The sequence below is a fragment of the Mesorhizobium sp. P2_H9 genome (assembly GCF_056403215.1).
Genome location: NZ_JBFUFX010000001.1, coordinates 261,593 through 277,209, shown reverse-complemented (window position 1 = coordinate 277,209; position 15,617 = coordinate 261,593). Strand labels below are relative to the sequence as shown.

General features: G+C 59.8%; 15 protein-coding genes. 7 read left to right on the top strand and 8 right to left on the bottom strand.

The window, feature by feature from the left end:
• The first annotated feature begins 93 nt into the window (after positions 1 to 93).
• Both AC1DXN_RS01435 and AC1DXN_RS01430 read left to right on the top strand, forming a co-directional pair.
• Positions 94 to 357 carry a hypothetical protein gene (locus AC1DXN_RS01435; protein WP_477243725.1) on the top strand — a complete coding sequence of 88 codons (264 nt, stop codon included), beginning with the start codon at positions 94 to 96 and terminating at the stop codon, positions 355 to 357.
• Complete coding sequence (locus tag AC1DXN_RS01430) at positions 252 to 1,799, top strand: helicase HerA-like C-terminal domain-containing protein (RefSeq protein ID WP_477271989.1); 1,548 nt, start codon at positions 252 to 254, stop codon at positions 1,797 to 1,799. Before AC1DXN_RS01435 ends, AC1DXN_RS01430 begins: the two co-directional genes overlap by 106 nt.
• A 45-nt stretch (positions 1,800 to 1,844) precedes the next feature.
• On the opposite strand, the gene AC1DXN_RS01425 is transcribed toward AC1DXN_RS01430, so the two are convergent.
• On the bottom strand, positions 1,845 to 2,666 hold the full coding sequence (locus AC1DXN_RS01425; protein ID WP_477243729.1) for a L,D-transpeptidase: 822 nt from the start codon (positions 2,664 to 2,666) through the stop codon (positions 1,845 to 1,847).
• A 171-nt stretch (positions 2,667 to 2,837) separates the two neighbouring features.
• Positions 2,838 to 3,500, bottom strand: a complete 663-nt coding sequence (locus AC1DXN_RS01420; RefSeq protein ID WP_477244030.1) for a haloacid dehalogenase type II — start codon at positions 3,498 to 3,500, stop codon at positions 2,838 to 2,840.
• A 154-nt stretch (positions 3,501 to 3,654) separates the two neighbouring features.
• On the opposite strand from AC1DXN_RS01420, the gene AC1DXN_RS01415 reads away from it, so the two are divergent.
• The 4 genes from AC1DXN_RS01415 to AC1DXN_RS01400 all read left to right on the top strand — a co-directional run bounded on the left by AC1DXN_RS01415 (position 3,655) and on the right by AC1DXN_RS01400 (position 6,821).
• Positions 3,655 to 4,533 (top strand): branched-chain amino acid aminotransferase, encoded by an 879-nt coding sequence (locus tag AC1DXN_RS01415; RefSeq protein ID WP_477271991.1) that lies wholly within the window; start codon positions 3,655 to 3,657, stop codon positions 4,531 to 4,533.
• Positions 4,534 to 4,640: 107 nt separating this feature from the next.
• Positions 4,641 to 5,243 carry a superoxide dismutase gene (locus tag AC1DXN_RS01410; RefSeq protein WP_477271993.1) on the top strand — a complete coding sequence of 201 codons (603 nt, stop codon included), beginning with the start codon at positions 4,641 to 4,643 and terminating at the stop codon, positions 5,241 to 5,243.
• Between the two features lie 180 nt (positions 5,244 to 5,423).
• Entirely contained in the window at positions 5,424 to 5,861 is a 438-nt protein-coding gene (locus AC1DXN_RS01405; RefSeq protein WP_477271995.1) for a c-type cytochrome, read from the top strand.
• Positions 5,862 to 5,870: 9 nt separating this feature from the next.
• A complete protein-coding gene (locus AC1DXN_RS01400) occupies positions 5,871 to 6,821 on the top strand; it encodes a cytochrome c (RefSeq protein WP_477271997.1) in 951 nt (316 codons plus the stop codon).
• Here the strand turns inward: AC1DXN_RS01400 and gmd are convergent.
• From gmd to AC1DXN_RS01380, 4 genes are all read right to left on the bottom strand, one after another.
• Positions 6,818 to 7,858, bottom strand: coding sequence for a GDP-mannose 4,6-dehydratase (gmd, locus tag AC1DXN_RS01395; protein WP_477243739.1), 1,041 nt, complete (start codon positions 7,856 to 7,858; stop codon positions 6,818 to 6,820). The genes AC1DXN_RS01400 and gmd overlap by 4 nt on opposite strands.
• Positions 7,859 to 8,152: 294 nt before the next feature.
• Entirely contained in the window at positions 8,153 to 9,568 is a 1,416-nt protein-coding gene (locus AC1DXN_RS01390; RefSeq protein ID WP_477271999.1) for a glycosyltransferase family 4 protein, read from the bottom strand.
• Positions 9,565 to 10,518 carry a glycosyltransferase family 2 protein gene (locus AC1DXN_RS01385; RefSeq protein ID WP_477272001.1) on the bottom strand — a complete coding sequence of 318 codons (954 nt, stop codon included), beginning with the start codon at positions 10,516 to 10,518 and terminating at the stop codon, positions 9,565 to 9,567. Before AC1DXN_RS01385 ends, AC1DXN_RS01390 begins: the two co-directional genes overlap by 4 nt.
• 7 nt (positions 10,519 to 10,525) lie before the next feature.
• A complete protein-coding gene (locus AC1DXN_RS01380; protein ID WP_477272003.1) occupies positions 10,526 to 11,449 on the bottom strand; it encodes a hypothetical protein in 924 nt (307 codons plus the stop codon).
• Positions 11,450 to 11,538: 89 nt separating this feature from the next.
• On the opposite strand from AC1DXN_RS01380, the gene AC1DXN_RS01375 reads away from it, so the two are divergent.
• Positions 11,539 to 12,684 carry a glycosyltransferase family 4 protein gene (locus tag AC1DXN_RS01375; RefSeq protein ID WP_477272005.1) on the top strand — a complete coding sequence of 382 codons (1,146 nt, stop codon included), beginning with the start codon at positions 11,539 to 11,541 and terminating at the stop codon, positions 12,682 to 12,684.
• 236 nt (positions 12,685 to 12,920) lie between these two features.
• On the opposite strand, the gene AC1DXN_RS01370 is transcribed toward AC1DXN_RS01375, so the two are convergent.
• Together AC1DXN_RS01370 and AC1DXN_RS01365 are read right to left on the bottom strand one after the other, a co-directional pair.
• On the bottom strand, positions 12,921 to 13,322 hold the full coding sequence (locus AC1DXN_RS01370; protein WP_378978788.1) for an SET domain-containing protein: 402 nt from the start codon (positions 13,320 to 13,322) through the stop codon (positions 12,921 to 12,923).
• Between the two features lie 87 nt (positions 13,323 to 13,409).
• Positions 13,410 to 15,560, bottom strand: coding sequence for a S9 family peptidase (locus tag AC1DXN_RS01365; protein WP_477272007.1), 2,151 nt, complete (start codon positions 15,558 to 15,560; stop codon positions 13,410 to 13,412).
• Positions 15,561 to 15,617: the final 57 nt, after the last annotated feature.

Genomic DNA, 15,617 nt, shown 5'->3' with positions numbered 1-15,617 from the left:
TCGGCCGCATCAGCCTGAAACGTCAGTCTACGGTCCCCGGTTCGATATCACAATGCAACATGCTGACCGCGAACCAGCAACCGATTGCCAAACATGCGCAAAATCCGCAAGCGGCAAAAAGCCATTTCGACGATGGCCATTGTCGCTGCGCAATGGCCTGACTATACCTGCGGCGAGGCCGCTTTGCCCTCAAAAGATCGGGCCTTCAAAGGATCGGGCATCGATGCCATCAGCTTTGCGGAGACCGACATATGGCTGACGACACCAGCATTTTCCTTGGCGCCAGCCGCAAGCCCGATGACAGCTATCAGCGCGCCGAACAGCTTTTGCTGCAATATGGCAATCGTCATGGCCTGATCACCGGCGCCACCGGCACCGGCAAGACCGTATCCCTGCAGATTCTGGCGGAGGGCTTCTCCAATGCCGGCGTGCCGGTGTTCTGCGCCGACATCAAGGGCGACCTGTCCGGCATCGCCATGATGGGCACAGCCCAGGATTTCCTGGTCAAGCGCGCCGCGCAGGTCGAGCTCGATCCCTATGATTTCCAGGAATTCCCGGTCATCTTCTGGGACCTGTTCGGCGAGCAGGGCCATCCGATCCGCGCCACCGTTTCGGAGATGGGGCCGCTGCTTTTATCTCGGCTGATGAACCTGTCCGAGGCGCAGGAAGGCATCATGAACATCGCCTTCCGCATCGCCGATGAGGACGGGCTGCTGCTGCTCGACATGAAGGACCTGCAGGCGCTGCTCGCCAACATCGCCGACCGCGCTGAGGAGATAAGCTCCCGTTACGGCAATGTCACCAAGCCGTCGGTCGGCGCCATCCAGCGCACGCTGCTTGTGCTGGAACAGCAGGGCGCCACGCACTTCTTTGGCGAGCCGGCCCTGCGGATCGCCGACATCATGCGCACCACGCGTGACGGCCGCGGCGCCATCAGCGTGCTTGCCGCCGACAGACTGATGATGAACCCCAGGCTCTACGCAACCTTCCTGCTCTGGCTGATGTCGGAGCTGTTTGAGGAATTGCCCGAGGTCGGCGACCCCGACAAGCCGAAGCTGGTGTTCTTTTTCGACGAGGCGCATCTGCTTTTCGACGAAGCGCCGAAGGTGCTGATCGACCGCGTCGAGCAGGTGGTTCGCTTGGTCCGCTCGAAGGGGGTCGGCGTCTATTTCGTCACCCAGAACCCCCTGGATATGCCCGAAAAGGTTTTGGCCCAGCTCGGCAATCGCGTCCAGCACGCGCTGCGCGCCTATACGCCGCGTGAGCAGCAGGCGGTGAAGACCGCCGCCGACACCTTCCGGCCCAATCCCGACTTCGACTGCGCCACCGCCATCACTCTGCTCGGCACCGGCGAGGCGCTGGTCTCGACGCTGGAAACCAAGGGTGTGCCGTCCATGGTGCAGCGAACGCTGATCCGCCCGCCATCATCGCGGCTTGGCCCGATCACTTCAGACGAGCGCCGCAAGCTGATCGCCGAGAGCCCGGTCGCGGGACAATACGAAGAGACCATCGATCGCGAATCGGCCTTCGAGATGCTGCAGAAGAAAGCCAAGGATGCCCAGGACGCCGAAGAACAGGCGCAGCAGGCAGACAGCGGCCGCTCGCGCTGGACCATCCCCGGCTTTGGCAATGACGATCCGGCGCCGCAGCCCACCGGCCGGCGGGCGCCGGCGCCGCGGCCGTCCAATCGCCAGACGGTGGCCGAAGCCGCGATCAAATCGGTGGTGCGTTCGGTCGGCTCGTCTGTCGGCCGCGCCATCGTGCGCGGCATATTGGGGAGCCTGTCCAGAGGACGCTGAGAAAGCCGGAGCGGCGAAAGCCCGCCGCTCCTTCGCTTCGGCAGATCAGAAGATCGAGTTGGTGATCGCCTTGACCGGGCCGAGCAGGATGGATCCTTCCGGCACGCCGGCATCGATCGGAATGGCTCTGCGGTTTGCCGTCGCAACCATGTCCTGACCGACATTGGCGGTGACGATCACCGGCGACTTCGAGGGCACGCGGTCGAACAGATCGATGATGTCCTGATTCATCAGGCGCACGCAGCCCGACGAGACGGATTTGCCGATTGAGTTCCATTCGGGCGAGCCGTGCAGGCGGTAGAGTGTGTCGACATCGCCCTGGAACAAATAGAGCGCACGTGCGCCGAGCGGGTTCTTCAGCCCGCCGGGCATGCCACCATTCTTGGCGCTGTACTGCTCCAGTTCAGGCTGCCGGGCAACCATCTCGTCCGGCGGCGTCCATTTCGGCCATTTCTGCTTCCATTGGACAACGGCGTCTCCTGACCATTCGAAGCCGGCGCGGCCGAGGCCGACGCCATAGCGGATGGCCTGGCCACCTTCGCGCACCAGATAGAGGAAATGGTTCGTCGTATCGACGATGATGGTGCCGGGCCTCTGGCCGGTCGGGTCGGGAACGATCTGGCGCAAGAACTGCGGGTCCATCTTGTTGATCGGGATGGCCGGCAGGTCGAAGCCGCTGTCTGAAATTGGGCCGTACATTGTCGCATAGTCACCGAGGGGGGGCTCTTCATAGGCCGGCGGCGGCGGTTCGACCGGCGGCGCCACCGTGGCGCAAGCGGAAACCGCAATCGAGGCGGCGCCAAGCGCTGCGGCATTGAGAAAGCCGCGACGGCTCACACGATAGGATTCGATTTCGGTTGTGAACATGGTTGCCTTTATGAAGTCTCAAGTAGAAACAAAGCGTCAATACGCTAGCCGGTACGGCGCTAACCCTACCAATGCCCGGCGCGATAGGCGGTTCCGATTCTGGCCTGAGGGTGGGCAAACAAAGGCAAAGCTGTGGCGGCTCTGCCACTGTTGCTGGGCGGCAACAGGTGTTCAGCCGCCGGTCAAGAGCCCTTCGAGCGACGGCAGGATCAGGGCCGGCGGAAAATCGCGGTATTCCTCGGGCTGGTTTGAGCGGTTGATCCAGACCGTCCGGAAGCCGAATTTGGTGGCGCCGGCAATGTCCCAGCGGTTGGACGACTGGAACGACACCGCACTCGGATAGAGGCGCCAGCCCGTCGTCACCATCTCGTAGACAGCAGGGTCGGTCTTGAAGCGCCTGACCGCGTCGACCGAGTAGATGTCGTCCAGAACCTGGTCGAGTGCCGCGGATTTGACCGCCGCTTCCAGCATTTCAGGCGAGCCGTTGGACAGGATCGCCAGCCTGGCGCCCGAAGCCTTGAGCGCCTTGAGCACGGCCGGTACTTCCGGGTAGCAGTCGAGCCGCCAATAGGCCTCGAGCAGCTTGGCCCGCAGCCCCTTGTCCGCCGAGGGAACCTTGCGCAAGGCGAAGTCGAGCGCCTGTTCGGTGAGCTGCCAGAAATCGGCATAGGCGCCCATCAGCGTCCGCACCCAGGAATACTCCAGCTGCTTGGCGCGCCAGATCTCTGACAGCAGCTGGCCGTCCGGTCCGATCTGGTCGGCGTGACGGCGCACGGCGGCGTGCACGTCGAACAGAGTGCCGTAGGCGTCGAAAACATAGGCTGCATGGTGCATGGCTACAGTCTTGAGGCGCGGCAAGGCAAGGTGCAAGCGCTGATTGTAGCTAAGCTCTGCTGGCCTCAACAAAATCTGGCTCATGCCGGTTGACGGCGCCGGCCAAAGCATCTTCCAATGACCGAACGCGATAGGATCGGAACGGAACCAAGCAATGACACTGGCGGCAGCGGCGCAATCCGTGACATGGACCTTCGTCGATGGCGACTGGCATGAAGGCAACGTCGCCATTCTAGGACCGCGCAGCCATGCCATGTGGCTCGGCACCAGCGTCTTCGACGGCGCCCGCTGGTTCGAAGGGGTGGCTCCCGACCTCGAGCTCCACGCCGCGCGGGTGAATTCCTCGGCCATCGCCCTTGGCCTCAAGCCGACGATGAGCCCCGACAAGATCGTCGGGCTGACCTGGGACGGGCTGAAGAAATTCGACGGCAAGACGGCGGTCTATATCAGGCCGATGTATTGGGCCGAGCATGGCGGCTATATGGGCGTGCCGGCCGACCCGGCCTCGACCCGTTTCTGCCTGTGCCTCTACGAATCGCCGATGATCTCGCCGACCGGCTTTTCGGTCACGGTGTCGCCGTTCCGGCGGCCGACCATCGAAACCATGCCGACCAATGCCAAGGCCGGCTGCCTTTATCCCAACAATGGCAGGGCCATCCTCGAAGCCAAGATGCGCGGCTTCGACAATGCGCTGGTGCTCGACATGCTGGGCAATGTCGCCGAGACCGGAAGCTCCAACATTTTCCTGGTCAAGGACAGCCACGTGCTGACGCCAGCGCCGAACGGCACCTTTCTGTCCGGCATCACCCGCTCCAGGACGATGACGCTGCTTGGCGAATACGGCTTCAAGACCACCGAAAGGACGCTGTCGGTGCGCGATTTCCTCGAAGCGGATGAAATCTTCTCGACCGGAAACCATTCGAAAGTCGTGCCGATCACGCGCATCGAAGATCGCAACCTGCAGCCCGGGCCGGTGGCCAAGAAGGCGCGCGAACTTTATTGGGATTGGGCGCATTCGACTTCCGCCGGCTGAGCCGCTAAAAAGGGAACCGGCGCTTCATCCCGGAGTTGTTCCAGACCAATCCAGACCTATGTTTATCCGGTATCGACACCGGATTTTTTCCACGAGGAGTATGACCGATGGCTTTTGAATTGCCCGCCTTGCCTTACGACTACGAGGCCCTGCAGCCTTACATGTCGAAGGAGACGCTGGAGTATCACCACGACAAGCACCACAAGGCCTATGTCGACAACGGCAACAAGCTGGCCGCCGAAGCGGGCCTCGGCGATCTCTCGGTCGAGGACGTGGTGAAACAGTCGTTTGGCAAGAATGCCGGCCTCTTCAACAATGCCGCCCAGCACTACAACCACATCCATTTCTGGAAGTGGATGAAGAAGGGCGGCGGCGGCACCAAACTGCCGGGTGCCCTGCAAAAGGCCGTCGACAGCGACCTTGGCGGCTACGACAAGTTCAAGGCCGACTTCATCGTCGCCGGCACCACCCAGTTCGGCTCGGGCTGGGCCTGGGTTTCCGTCAAGGACGGCAAGCTGGCCATCTCGAAGACGCCGAACGGCGAGAACCCGCTCGTCCATGGCGCGTCGCCCATCCTCGGCGTCGATGTCTGGGAACACTCCTATTACATCGACTACCGCAACGCCCGGCCGAAATATCTCGAAGCCTTCGTCGACAGTCTCATCAACTGGGACCATGTCCTCGAGCTTTACGAGAAGGCCAAGGCCTGATCGATTTGCTGAAAAGCCCCGGCGCAACCGGGGCTTTTCTTTTTTCGGGTCCAGGGCTGACATTCCAGAAAACCGATAATTTCAGAAATCACGCAGCCTCGAGGTCAAATCCGGGAATATTCAACCCATCGTCGCCGTTACCGTTCTGTCCCAAACTCTGTCCATCATGGAGCCAAATGAATGAGAAAGCTTGTCCTCGCCATCTCTATGTTCGCTCTCGCCGGTTCGGCGGCCTTTGCCGATCCGGTCCTCGACCGGCAGGCTCTGATGAAGGAACGTGGAAAGATCGTCGGCGGCCTGTCGAAAGTGGTCAAAGGTGAGGATCCGTTCGACGCCGCTGCCGTGCTCACCGCATTGCAGGCGCTGCAGGCCAATGCCGAGAAGGTCGATGTCGACGCGCTCTTCCCCGCCGGCAGCGACGCTGGCGACACCACGGCATCGCCGAAGATCTGGGAAGATATGACCGGCTTCAAGGCAACCAACGACAAATTCATCGCCGACGTCAAAGCGGCGGTCGCTGCGGCGCCTGCGGATGTCGACGCGCTCAAGGCGCAGATCGGCACCCTCGGTAGCGATTGCGGCACCTGCCATCAAACCTACAGGGTCAAAAAAGGCTGATCGCAGCCGATGCCCTGGCTGAAAAAATTCATCGGCGCCGCCCTTGTTCTGGGTGGCGTCGGCGCGGTTGCCGGCTGGGTGCTGTCGGCGCCGGCCAGGCTGGACGCCGAGACCGTGGCAAAGCTCGGCCCCGGCGATGCCGCCAGGGGCAAGCGCATTTTCAACGCCGGCGGCTGCACATCCTGCCATTCGAAGCCGGGCTCGAAGGGTGACGCCCGCCTTCAACTGGTTGGCGGCCTCGAACTGAAGACGCCGTTCGGCACCTTCGTGCCGCCCAACATCTCGCAGGATGCCAAGGACGGCATCGGTGCATGGTCGGTCGAAGACCTGGCCAACGCCATGCTGAAGGGCGTGTCGCCGACCGGCGAGCATTTTTACCCGGCCTTTCCCTACGCCTCCTATGCGCGCATGAAACCATCAGACATTGCCGATCTCTATGCCTTCCTGAAGACGCTTCCGGCGGTCGCTGGCAAGGCGCCGGACCACGCCTTGAACTTTCCCTTCAACATCCGTCGCGGTCTCGGGCTTTGGAAACGCCTCTATCTGAGTGACCAGCCGGTCGTTCCCTTGCCCGACGGCACGCCGGATCCGGTGATGGCCGGCCGCTATCTAGTCGAGGGGCCTGGCCATTGCGGCGAATGCCATACGCCGCGCGCCTTCACCGGCGGCAGCAAGAAAAGCCAGTGGCTGGCGGGCGCCGCGGCCGCCGAGGGCAGCGGCATCGTGCCGAACATCACATCGGGCGAGGGCGGTATTGGCGACTGGTCGGAGGTCGACATCGCCAACTATCTCGAAACCGGCTTCACGCCTGATTTCGATTCCGTCGGTGGCGCCATGGTCGATGTGCAGAAGAATATGGCCGAGCTGACGCCGGAAGATCGTGCGGCGATATCAGCCTATCTGAAGGCGATACCACCGCACCCCAACGGCTATCCGCCGCGCAAAAAGCCGGCGACCTAGATACCTGAAATCTCGTTTGAAGATACACGCCGGAGATCGGCCTCTACCATCTCGGCGACCAGATCCTCCAATCGAACAGATGGCCTCCAGTCAAGCACGTCTTTCGCCAGAGAGGGATCCCCGACAAGCAGGTCAACTTCGGATGGTCTATAAAAAGTCGGATCGATAGCCACAACGATGTTTCCGCTTGCTCTGTCGATTGCCAACTCGTCGTGCCCGGTTCCTTTCCAATCCAAGGCGATTCCGCTGGCGTCAGCGGCCATTTCGATGAACTCACGAACGGTGTGCGTTCTGCCCGTCGCGACAACAAAATCCATTGCAGGCGTCGACTGCAGCATTCTCCACATAGCGTCGACATAGTCTTTGGCGTGACCCCAATCCCGCTTTGCCTCAAGGTTGCCAACCCTCAAAGGACCTTCCCCTCTCACGGCATATTTTGCCATGCCCAGACTCACTTTTCGAGGCAGGAATTCTTTCCCCCTTAAGGGCGATTCATGGTTGAACAGGATGCCGCTGCAGCAATGTAGTCCAAACGCCTCTCTATAGTTTACGACGGCCCAATGCGCGAAAAGCTTGGCGATCCCATAAGGGCTGCGCGGATAAAAGGGGGTCTTTTCGGTCTGCGGAACCTGTTGCGATTTGCCGAACATTTCGGAACTTGAAGCCTGATAAAATTTCGCCGTGGGAAGGACGGTCCTGACGCTTTCCAGCAGTCTCAAAGCGCCAATTCCAGTAACCTGGGCTGTGTAAATGGGCTGCGTGAACGAATCCCCCACAAAGCTTTGAGCCGCGAGGTTGTATATTTCATCCGGTTTGACCTTCTCCAGAATCGTTCGGACGTTAGATTCCTCGGTCAGTTCCATCGACTCGAATTCGATGTCACCAAGAACCTGCAATTCCTGCAAGCGCCACGTTCCAATCCCCGACGTGCGACGCATGGAGCCGACTACGCGGTATCCCTTGTCAAGCAGTAGCCTGGCTAAATACGCTCCGTCCTGACCGGTGATGCCCGTTATCAATGCGGTCCTTTTTGCCACGGCCTTTTCCCTTGCGAGTTGTATTATGGAGGCTTTTGACGTGCGCTATGTCGATGTTTTGATGCGAAGGCAAAGGAAGATTTGAGCCGAGCACGCGTTTTCTACGATTTCGTCCTGGACTTATCTCCGCTATCCAAGAGCACTGGCTCCTTCCTCTCCATGGCCCGGATTTTTTCATGTGGTCCGGCTTAAATTCCTGGCTCTGGGTCATAACCCTTATCGAGCAGGGAGTTTGGCGAGATAGCATCCGTCCTAATCGGTGACAAAGGCGCGCTTAGCATTTGCAGCCGTGTGTCAGTGCGGTCGTGAGGTCGAAGACAAAGCTGCCTCAAAGAATAACCGAGCCGACTGCGACCAGGTCACGGACTGAAAGACTGCTTTGGTGTGTGCGGCGAGTCTTCGAGGTTCGGCGTCGCCGGTGAGCCAGGCGCGCAGCCGCCGGGTCCAGGCCTGCTCATCGTTTGGATCAAGGCAGATGGCAAAGTCGCCGACAATTTCCGGTATGGGACCTGTATTCGACGCGATCAGTGCCTTGCCATGCTGAAGCGCCTCGACAGGTGGCAGTCCAAAGCCCTCGTAGAGCGGTGGATAGAGGCAAAAAGCAGCGGCTTCATAAAGAGAGTTCAGTGTCGCGTCATCGACGCCCTCCAGATGGATGACAGTCGACGACAGCATGGCGTCGCCTTCGAGTTCGGCGAACAACTCGTCCATCATCCAGCCCTTGCGGCCGACAAAAACCAGCTTGAACCCGGAGCGCCCAATAGTTCCGTCCTCGATCAGCTGGCGCCAGACTCGGATCAAGAGGCGATGGTTCTTGCGCGGTTCCAGCGTGGACACGAACAACGCGAACCTGTTGGGATGCAGCATTGCTGGGAGTGGCGAAGGCTGCGTGATCGGTATGAAAGGGTTTGACCCCAACGGGACGATCCGGCAATCAGGCATTTCGAGACCGTTTGCCAGACAATGCTGCTCCACATCTTTCATGGTGTTTCGGGATGTGAAAACACAGCGATCGGCACGAGCGAACGCCAGGTCGAAATAGCGGCGGAAAGCCACGACATCATGTGGAGCGAACCATTCCGGAAATCGGATCGGAATGATGTCATGACACAGGACAACATGTCGCGAGCCCGTTCGATCTCTTTGATCCAGAATCGGCCCAATCGCCGTATGCGTCCAGTCGTTCTGGATAGCCACAGTGACGTCGTTCTTGCCGAATTGCAGGGCTTGGCCGGCCAACTGGTCGAGACTGGGGAGGTTGACCCTCTGACCCCGGTCGTCGAAAAAGACTCGACGCAATTTTGGGCTGAGAATCCGCTCTTGCAGTCGCGCCCATCTGCTTGCGGCGATTGGCGAGACCGCAGCAATGCGGCGCTCTTCAAGCGCGAGCGCGAGCGTTCGCCTGAATTTCGTCAACCAAAAGAAAGGCATCCGCAAGGACTGTGGAATCGTGTCGACGAAACGAACTTTCGTTTCCCCAGGGATTTTCGACATCCCGAGGTAGAGCTTCGTGCGCCCCTCAATCACGGATTCGACAAGGTGATGCGAGATTGGGCGCAGGCAGAGCTGCGATGGGTCAAAGACGGTAAATACCGTTCCTGGGATGTTTTGATACGCATACAGAGCATATTGCTGCTGGCAGCGCGTGATGCCGACCGCGGGTCCGTGCCATTGCAGCAGGGTCGACAGATCGATGACAAGACGGCTCACTGGCGGGCCAACAGTTTCACGCGCAAGGCAAGGAGCGAAGCCACCGACAGTTGGCCCGAGAGCATCGCGATAATCTCTCTCCTGAGCTTCTTGCCCAACATTCGTCGTCCCTGACACGCGCGAAGAATCAAGGCTATCTCCTTCCATTCACTTTCGCCGAATGCGACGCCTGAGTTGACTCGCGCGGTCAGATAGCTGGTGAAGGGATCATTGGTGGCAGCAACTCCAGTCTCCGGCCCAACGGCAAGGGGACTGAAGAATCGAAGTCTCGCCAATGCCGCCCCCGCCCTCTGGTCCAACCGGTGGAGCCTGGACGTCTGGTTGCGATGCCTGCGCAAACGCATTAATCGATCAGGCAGGGAACCGATCGGACCTTCACGGGAAAGCCGCAGCCATAGATCGTAGTCCTCAGCATAGGGAAAGCCGCCCCGATATCCGCCCACTTTCCTTAAGGCCGCATTTCTTATCATTGCGGTTGGGTGCAGAATTGGATTTTGCGTGCGAAGCTGGTGTCTTATGCGGTCAGGATCGATCTGCATGTCGATGGGCGCGCCCAACTTGCCATCGCTGTCTATCGTCCATGCCGAGCTTCCGAGAACAACCAAATCCTGTTTTCGCATCATCGCTTTGCGCTGCAAATCGATGCGACTGGCCTCGGCGACGTCATCGGCATCCATCCTGGCGACAAGTGGCGCGATCGTGTGTGCCAGCCCCGTATTGAGTGTGTCGACGATCCCTTGCCCTGATGTTTTCAGGAGCGTGACGCGCTCATCTTGAGCGGCATGGACGGCCACGATCTCTGCGGTATTGTCAGTCGAACCGTCATCGACGACGATTATCTCAAGATCGCTGAATGTCTGATCGCGGATGCTGCCAATCGCAGCGTTCAGGAAAATGCCGCCATTGCGGACGGGTAAGACGACGGCGACTTCGGCGCTGAACTTGCTCACCACATCATCACTTTACAGGCTCCCAACGCGGGTCGCTCATTCTTTCGCACGGAAGGTGAAAATTAGCCGGCAGATGCGGCGCCAGCAACTCCACCACCGCTTTTCGTTTGCGATAATTTAGCACCGGATCTATCGACCAGGTCCATCCGACTTCATGGATCCAATCACCTCGCCGTTCGATCCCTGCTTGGTGATCGTCGACCCCGGCCAGGATGGACATCCATTCCACGGGACGTGCTGGCAACGTGTCGCGTGGCAAGTGCTTATACAGAACATCCCAGTTTGCGCCCCCAGTGTCGAGCCCCACGAACCAATCGAGCCCAAAGTCCAGCGGTTGATCGCTCACGCTGGCGAAACGGTAGAAACAAAATCCGGCCCAAAGAAACCAACGGTCTGCTGCCACGCGGACATCGCCGTAGTACGGATACTTGTCCAGGGGAGCAAACGGATTGGGGGCGATGGCGTAGAGGTCGTCATCAACAAAGCCGAAGGCGTTCGGCTCTCCCGGCTTCAGAACGTTGTGCCAGATCCAGTTGAGGGCTATGCCATGGGACCGGCTGCCGTTACGGCCTGTCCAGGGATTGGCAGGCAAGCAGACATAGTTCGCATGGTAAGCTTTCGCGACCTCGGCGTTAACGACGCGCGTCTTTTCAAGCCTGGAATTGTCGAACACGATCACCTGATCCAGAACGACGTATTTCCTGAGAAGAGCCAAGTGAAGCGCCAGGCAGTCAGGATCCTCAAAGGCGACCGTCGCTATGACGTTCTTGCCGCGGATACACTTTACGATATCGGCGAATTCAGTCGACTGGACAGGCATCTTCACATACTTGTCATCGACAAAGCGGTAGCGGAGCGTCTTATACCGTTGGGTGAGAGGCCTAAGATGCAAGAAATCGTTCAGACCATAGTCAGAGAGTTTTCTGGGCATCGCGCGACCACACACAGCGCTTTCTCAGGCGCCGACCTCGACGCTGCAAAACCATATGGCTTTGGCAAGTAAACGGTTTGGTGCCGCCCGTGAAGATTGCGCTGGGAATTTTTTCGCTTGATCCGCGGGGTGGGCTCGAGGATTCGGCACTGCGCCTTGCGGGTGAATTGTCTCGACGAGGTCATGAACCCGTCTTCTTCGTCGCGCGAGCAAAAAATCCGATACCTTTTCCAACCGTTTGCCTTTCGATGAATGACAACGCTTTCACAAATCATGAGAGAATGAGGCGGTTTGGTCAGAACTTCGTGGAGGCCTCCAAGCGTGGGTTCGACAAAACGGTAGCGTTCCAGATGATGGCTGCAGTTGATGTTTTGTTCCTGGCGGACCCGATACTCAACAGGCCCAATCTGCCACTCTGGAAACGGCTTACTCCGCGTTATCAGACTTTGCTTCGTATTGAAGCCAACGCATTCGGACCTCGATCAAAGACTGTCGTTCTGTGCCTGTCTTCGCGGCAACTGGATGCAGCAAAGAGCGCATACCCTGCAGTGAAAGATCGAATTCTTGTTCTGCCACCAACGGTTTCGCGGGACCGGGTTTATCCAGATGCCCGCGCTTCCCATCTGCGCGCGGCATCGCGCAGCGAGCTTGGGCTGCCGGCCGACGCAAAGGTGTGGCTCTGGCTGGCCCTACAGCCGCATACAAAAGGTCTGGACCGCGTGATCGAGGCACTGGCCAAATCCCACGACGCGCACTTGGTGGTCGCGGGTCTCGAAGTCGCCAGTCCCAAGCTTAGGCCCTACAGGGCTACGGTCACCAGGCTCGGTTTGGAACACAGGGTCCATTTCGTTGGATATGCGTCCGATGCCCGTCTCAAGGCTGTTTTGAGCGCATCCGATGTGCTTGCTCACCCGGCGCGCGCAGATGTCACGGGTGGGGTAATCCTCGAAGCCATAGTCAACGGCTTGCCGGTCGTTGCCACCAGCGTCTGCGGATTTTCAGACCACATCTCCAAGAGCGGCGCAGGGGTCGTTCTCCAAGAGCCTTTTGATCTCGACGAGTTTGTCCGGGCGTTGGCTCGGCTCTGTGGGATCGAGGCAGCTGATTATTGCCGACGTGGGGTCGAATACGCTGACCAAAACCTTTTCTCAGGTCTTGCCCGGGCGTGCGACATAATCGAATCAACCCATCCGAATCAGGTCACTGAAAGTCTTGGCCGCACTGAATGTGCTTGAGATCAGCGTTCTATCGGCCGGCCGGCGCCTGGCTCAGGGAGTGCAGGGCTGCGTCGACAATGCGGTGACCTATTGAAGCTCTGCGGTGGTGTGTCAGGGCATGATCGCGAGCAGCCGCGGACATTGTGGCAAAGACAGCCACTTCGGCTTTCTGTCTCGGGTTGACTGGCTTCTAGACTGGAGTACGCCAAGTATACCCGAACCCTGCGGTACGAATGTTGCCTTGATACTCGTGTCTAGTTTTCCGGCGACAAATGGCGGTCGCCGAGAAAGTCGAAGCCCGTCTCGAAGAAATGATTGTAGTCGCAGGTCAGTTCCTCGCCGGGCGCGATATCGCGCAAGGCGTATGTTTCCTCAGGTGAGGAGACGTCGCAATTCGGCTCATCGGCATGGTTCATGAAGCGCGCATCGTCGGCTTCGAAGACGATGTAGTTCGGGTCGCGCCGGTCGGGGTAGGAATAGCGGTCGAGATAGCTCTTCACCGATCCGCTTTCGCTCTCGTAAGTTTCCACGTCGATGATCCGATCGAATCGCGGGTCCAGCTTCCAGATCAGCGTGCCGCGCGGAATGTGGGCCCTGGCAAACACACCGATGCCCTGGATGGACGATTTGTCGAGATAGACGTCAACGAGCAACATGGCGAAACCTTGCGAGATTTGATGACGTGGCTGTAAAAAAAGCCGCGCACTGGGTAGCGCGCGGCGGTAGCAATTGCGAGTGGAAAATCAGCTCAAAACTTCGTGTGCGACAAGATCGGCCTTCCCCGTCACCTCGGGTTCGGGCTTGCCCGTAACCTTGAGCGCGAAGGCATAGGTGAAGGCGATCTCCTCGAGCCGCGAAAACCGGCCCGATGCGCCGGCGTGTCCTGAGTCCATGTTGATCTTGAACAGCACCGGATTGTCGCCGCTTTTGCGCTCGCGCAGCCGCGCCACCCATTTGGCCGGCTCCCAGTAGGTGACGCGCGGATCGGTGAGGCCGGCCTGCGCCAGGATCGGCGGGTAATCGAGTGCCGCGACATTGTCATAGGGCGAGTAGGCTGAAATCGTCCGGTAGTCCTCCTCCGAAGCGATCGGATTGCCCCATTCGGGCCATTCAGGCGGTGTCAGCGGCAAGGTGGCGTCGAGCATGGTGGTCAGCACGTCGACGAAGGGAACCTCGGCAACGATGCCGCCAAAACACTCCGGCGCCATGTTGGCGACCGCGCCCATCAGCATGCCACCGGCCGAGCCGCCTTGCGCGACGATGCGGTCATGGGTGGTGTAGCGCTCGGCGACGAGATGACGGGCAACCGCGATGAAATCGGTGAACGTGTTCATCTTGTGCGCCCGTTTGCCGTCGTCGTACCAGCCATAGCCCTTGTCCTTGCCGCCACGCACATGGGCAATCGCATAGACGAAGCCACGGTCGACCAGCGACAGGCAGTTGGTGTTGAACGCGGCCGGCACGGTGATGCCGTAGGAGCCATAGCCGTAGAGCAGGCAAGGCGCCGATCCGTCGAGCGGCGTCTGCCGGTGATGGATCAGCGAGATCGGCACCAGTTCGCCGTCAGTGGCGGGCGCCATCAGCCGGCGCGTGACATAGTGGTTCGCATCGTGGCCGGACGGGACTTCCTGGGTCTTGAGCAGCACGCGCTCGCGGCTGCGCATGTTGTAGTCGAAGACCTGCGCCGGCGTCGTCATCGACGAATAGGAAAAGCGCATGATCTCGGTGTCGTATTCGTAGGACCCCGACAGGCCAAGCGAAAAGGCTTCCTCGTCGAGCGAGATGAGGTGCTCCTCGCCGCTCTTGCGGTCGTGCACGACGATGCGCGGCAGGCCTTCCTTGCGCTCGAGCCTGACCATGTGATCCTTAAAGCCGATCACCGAAAGGATCAGCCGGCCAGGTTCGTGCGGCACCAGTTCCTGCCAGTTGGCGCGCACCGGCTCGCTGGCCGGCGCCGTCATGATCTTGAAGTCCTTGGCGCCGTCGGCATTGGTGAGGATGAAGAAGATGTCGCCGCCTTCTTCAAGGTCGTATTGCAGGCCGGTCTCGCGCGCTGCAACCAGCCTGGGTTCGGCGAACGGCTCGCTGGCGCGCATCAGCCGATATTCCGATGTCTCGTGATCGTTGATGCCGATCATGATCCATTCGTTCGAACGGGTGCCGCCGACACTCATGAAGAAGCCGGGATCGGTTTCCTCATAGATCAGCCGATCGTTTTCAGGCTGGTCGCCAAGGCCATGGAACAGCACCTTGGACGGACGATGATTGGGGTCGAGGCGTGTGTAGAAAAACCCGTCATTGCCGTCATTCCAGACGCCGCCGCCGCCAGTGTCGGTGATGATGTCGGCCAGCTCTTCGCCACTGGCGAGGTCGCGTACTCTGAGCGTGAAGAATTCGGAGCCCTTGTCGTCGAACGCCCACAACAGTCTGCCGTGATCGGTCGAATGGTCGACCTCGCCGAGGCGGAAATAAGGCTTGCCCTCGGCCTCGGCGTCGCCGTCGAGCAGGATCTGCTCCTCGCCGCCGTCGCGCGGCATGCGGAAATAGCGCGGCTGCTCGCCGCCAAGCTTGAAGGAGGAGCCATAGGCGTAGGGTCCATCCTTCATCGGTACGGTAGAGTCGTCTTCCTTGATGCGTCCCTTCATCTCGGTGAAAAGCTGCTTCTGCAACGGCACGGTGTCGGCCATCAGCGTCGCCTGGTAGGCGTTCTCGGCTTCGAGCTGGGCACGGATCTGGCCATCGAGCAGGGAAGGATCCCGGAACATCTCTTGCCAGTTGTCGGCCCTCAGCCAGGCGTAGTCGTCGCTCCGCGTGATCCCATGATGTGTGTCGAAGACCGGCCGTTTCTCCGGCTGTGGTGGGCTGGCGGTCGGGAATGCTGGAGATTTGGTCATTATGTCTCGCTGTGGCAGAAATCTTGAATGGCGAATGAACACGCCGATCAGCGCGGG